At 71.9% G+C, this 5,183-nt stretch carries 4 protein-coding genes; all 4 read right to left on the bottom strand.

All coding sequences use genetic code 11. From position 1 onward, the window contains the following. Window positions 1–4: 4 nt before the first annotated feature. Entirely contained in the window at window positions 5–646 is a 642-nt protein-coding gene (locus tag HY703_07770; protein MBI4545075.1) for a hypothetical protein, read from the bottom strand. Further along, the gene (locus HY703_07775) at window positions 643–2,043 is read right to left on the bottom strand and encodes a sigma-54-dependent Fis family transcriptional regulator (GenBank protein ID MBI4545076.1); all 1,401 of its coding nucleotides are present in this window, start codon (window positions 2,041–2,043) and stop codon (window positions 643–645) included. The genes HY703_07770 and HY703_07775 overlap by 4 nt, the downstream gene beginning before the upstream one ends. Further along, window positions 2,040–4,334: a PAS domain S-box protein gene (locus HY703_07780; protein ID MBI4545077.1), complete on the bottom strand. Its 2,295-nt coding sequence runs from the start codon at window positions 4,332–4,334 to the stop codon at window positions 2,040–2,042. Before HY703_07780 ends, HY703_07775 begins: the two co-directional genes overlap by 4 nt. 18 nt (window positions 4,335–4,352) lie before the next feature. Further along, a partial coding sequence (locus HY703_07785) for a sigma 54-interacting transcriptional regulator (protein MBI4545078.1) occupies window positions 4,353–5,183 on the bottom strand: 831 nt, incomplete at its 5' end.

Below are 5,183 nucleotides of genomic sequence, written 5' to 3' on the forward strand. Positions count from 1 at the left end.
CCGCTCACAGCGCCCCGCCGCCGGGAGGCGGGACCGCGCGGCGGCTGGAGACCGCCATCAGCTCCAGCTCGAGGTGCACGCGCTCGCCGGGCGCCACGGTCACGAGTCGCTCGTAGGGGCGAGTCCGGCGGTGCCAGACCCGGAGCGTGTAACGCCCGCGCGGCACGTCCGGAATGAGAAACCGGCCCTCGCGGTCGGCCACGGCGGCGTAAGGTGTGGGCACGACCACCACATACGCGGCCATCTCCGGGTGCACGTGGCAGAGGATCACGTGGGGCCCCGGCCGGGTGAAGGTGTGGACGCGCCGCTTGCCGCGCGGATAGGTGCCCAGATCGAAGGCGTCGCCCGGCGGGCCGGCGCCAAAGACGTTGTGGAGCAGGGGATCGCTGTTGCGGAACTCGACGCTGGTACCTGGCAGTACGGTCAGCACGGGCGGCACGAAGCGCAGGTTGACCTGGTCGATGAGCGCGGGCGCGGGCGGCGGGAAGGCCGTGACCCGCTCCGCGAGCAGGTAGACGACCGCCCCTGTGAGCCGGACATCGAGCGCGAAGATGCTCCCCTCGACACTGCCTTGCGGCTGTGGCACAACGGTACCCAGGAGCAACGGAAGCAGGAAACAGCCGGCGCGGCACGGTGTGCGACTCATGGCGCCGTTCCCCCGTCGCGCTCCCTCAGCTCCGCCAGCCAGCGGTGGAGTGTGCGCCGGCTGACACCAGCGGCGCGGGCGGCGCTGGAAACGTTGCCCCCGTGCAACTCGAGCAGCTCCCTCAGGTAGCGGGCCCGGAACGCGTGCAGCGCTTGCGTGCGCCCGGCCTCGTAGTCCGCTGGCGGCGCGCCCGGTGCCGCTGCGGCTGCGCCGCCTGGCGGATCGCGCAGCGACTCGGGCAGGTCGGCTCGTGTGACGCGGCCGTCCTCATCCAGGACGACCAGCCGCTGCGCCAGGTTTTTCAGTTCCCGCACGTTGCCCGGCCAGGGGTAGTGCTCGAGTGCTTCCCAGACCTCGGGCAGCACGCGCGGTGCGGGCTTGCCCTGCAAGCCGGCGAAGTGTTCGAGAAACCGCCGGGCGAGAAGGATCACATCGCCGCCGCGCGCGCGCAGCGGCGGCACGCGCAGGTGCACGACGTTCAGCCGGTAATACAGGTCCTGGCGGAAGCCGCCCGCCGCGACTGCGGCTTCCACGTCGGTATTGGTCGCGGCAACCAGGCGGATATCGAGGTCCAGCAGCATCGAGCTGCCCAGCCGGCGGACCTGCCGCTGCTCGAGGGCGCGCAGCAGCTTGGACTGCATCCTGGTGCCCAGCTCGGTGAACTCGTCCAGGAACACCGTGCCGTGTTGGGCTTCTACCAGCAGCCCGTCCTTGCGCGCCACAGCGCCCGTGAACGCGCCGCGATCGTAGCCGAAGAGCTCGCTCTCGAGCAGGCCTTCGGGCAGCGCAGCGCAGTCCACGGGCATGAACGGGCCGGAACGCCGGGCGCTGTTCGCGTGCAGGCAGAGCGCGATCAGTTCCTTCCCTGTGCCGCTCTCCCCGGAGATCAGGACGTTGGCATCGGTGGGCGCCACTTTCCGGAGCTGCTCGAACAGCCGGATCATGGCCGGGCTCGAGCCGATCATGCCCTCGAAGTCGCCGCCGCGGGCGACCTGATCACGCAACGCCCGGTTCTCGAGGGTCAGGCCGCGGTACCGGGCGGCGCGCTCGACAGCCAGCGCGAGCTGGTCCGCGGTAAACGGCTTGGCCAGGTAGTCGAAGGCGCCTTCGCGCATGGCGCGCACAGCGGAGGCGACACTGGCGTAGGCCGTGATCACGATGACGGCGAGGGCCGGATCATCGGCCAGCGCCGCGGCCAGCAAGGTAAAGCCGTCCGCGCCCGGCATGCGCAGGTCCAGCAGCAGCACTTCCGGCTGGGTCTCGGCCAGCACATCCCTGAAGCGGGCGGGCTCCGCCAGCGTTTGGCAACTGTAGCCTGCGCGCGACAGCAGCCGCTGGCAGTTCTCCAGCATCGCCGGCTCGTCGTCCACGACCAGCACTCGCCCGCTGGCCATCAGCCCTCGAGCCATGTGAAGGGGAGCGAAACCACGAAGCGGGCACCCTCCCCCGCCCCACCCTCCACCCAGATCCGCCCGCCGCAGCGCTCGATAACGCTGCGGCACACGGCCAACCCCAGACCGGTGCCGCCGCGCCCGCCCTTGGTGGTGAAGAAGGCCTCGAAGACCCGCTCGCGCAGCTCGGGCGCCACGCCGGGTCCACTGTCCGCCACCCTCAACTCGACGCTGTCCCCCTGCGCCGACGGCCGCACCTCTATGGTGACGCAGCCGCCGGCGGGTGTGGCCTCCGCCGCATTGAGCAGCAGGTTCATGCACACCGTCTCGAGGCCGCCCCCGCTGGCGAACACCGGCGCCAGCCCGCGCGTCGCACAGAACTCGAGGCGGATGTGGCGTGCGGCAAAGGTGCGCTCGAGCAGGCCGACCACCCGCGTCGCCACCTCCGCCACGTCTACGGGGCCGGGCTCGCCCGCGCCATCGCCAGCGAAGCGCAGCAGATCAGCGGTCAGCGCTCCCAGGCGAGCCGTGTGCTCGCGCAGCACATCCAGGTCGCGCTCGAGGAAGCAGTCGCCGCAGCGTTCCCGCGCGTCCCGCTCCATGCACTCGAGCCGGTTGCTGATGACGGCCAGCGGATTGTTCAGCTCGTGCGCCAGCCCTGCGGCCATAACGCTGACCGCGGCCAGGCGCTCGGAACGGCGCATCTGCGCCTCGAGCCGCGCCTGGGCGCCGGTGTCCCGCAGGATGAGCGAGTAGCCGACGGGGCGTCCGTCTCCCCCGCGGATCAGCGTTTGGGTAAGGCTCACGGGCAGCAGCCGCCCGTCACGGGCCAGGCGGCTGGTCTGGTAGTTGACGACTTCTCCGCGTTCGGCCAGCTCCCGCTCCAGGAACGCAGCCTCCCGCTCCGCGCCCGCCGTGCGCGGCCCGAGCAACTCCTGGATATCCCGGCCCGTCGCCTCGTCCGCGCGGTAGCCGAAGAGCCGCTCCGCCCCACCGTTCCAGACCCGAACGCGCCGATCCAGTCCCAGGCCCACAATGGCGTCCGCCGAGTGAGCCAGGATGTCCGCCAGCTCCGCGTGCTTGTGCTGCAAGGCGCGGCTCCGCTCGGCGAGCAGCTCCTCGAGCCGCCGGCGGTGCGAGACCAGCGAGGTGGCCATGGCCGTGAAGTCCGCTGCCAGGTCTTCCAGCTCGTCGTTCGTCGCCACGTCCAGCGCCGGCGGCGCCCCGCCCCGGGCCAGGCGCCGCGCCGCCTGGCGCAACTGGTAAATGGGCTGCGTGAACTGATGGCCGGCGACCACCGCCAGGCCCAGCACAAGTACCATCAGCGGCAGGCTCATGAGCGCGGTCGACTCGAGGTAGCGGCGCGCAGGCGCGGCCACGGCAGCCAGCGGCACGGCGCGGTACAGGGTCAACGGCCCGATGGCGGAGCCGGGCAGCGAAAGGGGGACGAAGCTCACCAGCCGCGCGTCGGACGTCCGCGACGTGCCGGCTCGGCCGGAAAGCACCTGCGCCACGACGGCCGCGGGGAAGTCCCGCCGCAGGCTGACCTCCGTGTTGCTGGCGAGGAGGCTGGACCAATCCCGTTTCCGCGCCGAGTGGTACAGGTACAGTCCCGTCGCGTCCACCAGCCCGGTCACGCCCGGGAGCGTTGGTGAGGCGAGATCGAGATGCGCAAACAGCTCCGCGGCCCGCGCCTCGCCCACCACCACTCCGCGCAACTCACCCTCTCTGGTACGCAGCGGGATGAGCACCGCGACCGCGGGAATCGGCCGCGCCCCGTCGCTCTCGACACCGCCGCCGCGCAGCTCGACGGGCAGGAGCAGGTGGCGGCCCCGCTCCGCCGATTGGGCGCGCCAGGCGTAATAGACCGCTTCCGCCTCAGGCTGCTCCGCGCTCGCCGCACCGCCGTCCGGGGCGCGCCGGGCCAGCAGCACCCGGCCGTCCGCATCGACGAGCTGCACGCGGAACAGCGTGCGCTCCGCCGCCAGGAAGGAGGAGGCCAGGCGAGCGGCGGACCGCCAGTCCGCAGCGGGTGCGCCGTCGAGAAGTGGCCCGAGCACGGCATACGCCAGGTAGGCGACGTCGCTCTCGAGCTGCGCCAGCGAGCGCTCCATCTGGGCGCGCGAGCGCTCGACCTCGTGCCGGAGCGCCGCACGAGCCCCGGCATGCAGGTGCCCCGTCGTAACCCCGGTCGTCACGGCGACCACGGCGGCCAGTGGCACAACGGCCAGCAGCGCAAAGGCAATGGCCAGCTTGGCCCGGATAGTGAGCCGCGGAAAGAGCTTGTTCAGGTTCATGGCGGGCTCCGGCCCGGGCTACCGGATGCCGTACTTCTCCAGCCGGTAGCGCAGGGTGTCCCGGGACAGGCCGAGCAGTCGCGCGGCGCCTGTCTTGTTGCCGTCCATCCGCTCGAGCGCCTGGCACATGAGCTCCCGCTCCAGCTCCTCGAGGCACACCCCCTCGGGCGGCAGCGTGAACGTGCGGGGCGTGGCGGGCGAGTGCCCGACGATCTCCGGGGGCAGGTCCGGGAGCCCGATGGTCTCCCCGTCCTGCAGCAACAGGATGCGCTCGAGGACGTTGCGCAGCTCACGGGCGTTGCCCGGCCAGTCATACGCCTCCAGTGCGCGCAACGCTTCGAGCGCTATGCGGCGCGGCGGCTGCCGCATCTCGCGGCTCAGCGTCTCGCAGAAGTGCAGGGCCAGCGGCGCAATGTCTTCGGGCCGCTCGCGCAGCGGCGGGAGGCAGATGGGGATGACGTTGAGCCGATAGAACAGGTCCTCGCGGAACTCGCCACGCCGGACCGCGTCCTCGAGCTCGCGGTTGGTGGCCGCGACCACGTGGACGTCGACCTCGAGGTCCCGCACGCCGCCGACCCGGCGCAGAGAGTGGGTCTCCATGAACCCCAGCAGCTTGGCCTGGGCCGGCTTGGGCATGTCGCCGATCTCGTCCAGGAACGCGGTGCCCGAGTGCGCCAGCTCGAGCAGCCCCTTCTTCGCCTGTCGCGCGTCCGTGAAGGCGCCGGCCTCGTGGCCGAACAGCTCGCTCTCGACCAGGTGCTCGGGCAGCGCCGTGCAGTTGACGCTCACAAAGGGGTGCGAGCGGCGAGGCCCGCGCGCGTGGATGGCGCGCGCCACGACGTCCTTGCC

It is taken from the genome of Gemmatimonadota bacterium, from assembly GCA_016209965.1.
Classification (GTDB): Bacteria; Gemmatimonadota; Gemmatimonadetes; order Longimicrobiales; family RSA9; genus JACQVE01.